The sequence below is a fragment of the Paenibacillus zanthoxyli JH29 genome (assembly GCF_000520715.1).
GTDB lineage: Bacteria > Bacillota > Bacilli > Paenibacillales > Paenibacillaceae > Paenibacillus_AQ > Paenibacillus_AQ zanthoxyli.
This window is the reverse complement of record NZ_ASSD01000450.1, coordinates 1-546: the sequence shown is the minus strand read 5'-3', so window position 1 is coordinate 546 and position 546 is coordinate 1. Positions and strand designations below refer to the sequence as shown.

General features: G+C 60.6%; 1 protein-coding gene. It reads right to left on the bottom strand.

The window, feature by feature from the left end; genetic code table 11:
• On the bottom strand, positions 1-444 hold a 444-nt coding region (locus L691_RS0117335), incomplete at its 3' end, for an orotidine 5'-phosphate decarboxylase / HUMPS family protein (protein ID WP_025691690.1).
• Positions 445-546: the final 102 nt, after the last annotated feature.

The window sequence follows — 546 nt, the reverse complement described above, 5'->3', positions numbered from 1 at the left end:
TGCGCCTTCCAGCCGGAGCCCGCCGCCTTCCTGCTGGTCCTTGCTGACATGCAGGCAGTGGATAGCTCCATGATGCCGCGCCAGTTCCCGCTGCTGCTCCGACGAGGTATGAAGCAGGTCGATCATGACCTGCTTCCCCATCCGCCGCGCCGTATCCATGCACAGCGCCACGGTGACCGGCGGTGCCGCGCCCATGACGGTCGCGACATCCGCCCCGGCACCATAGCACAATTCAAATTCGTACTTCGCGTTGTCGAACGTCTTCATGTCCGCAACGATGGTTTTATGCGGAAATTCACGTTTAAGCGCTTCCACGGACGCCATGCCGAATTCCTTGATCAGCGAGGTGCCCACCTCGATCCAGTCGATATAGGGCTCCGTGCGCCGGACCATAGCTGCCGCTTCCTCTATGCTCATCCGGTCGAGCGCCAATTGAATTTTCACCGCGTGGACACCTCCAGCTTCGGCTCAGGCCGCTTCTTAGACGCTTTGCGGGATTTGCCGACCGTCATGGTCAGAATCGCCGACAAGAGCAGCGAACCCGCC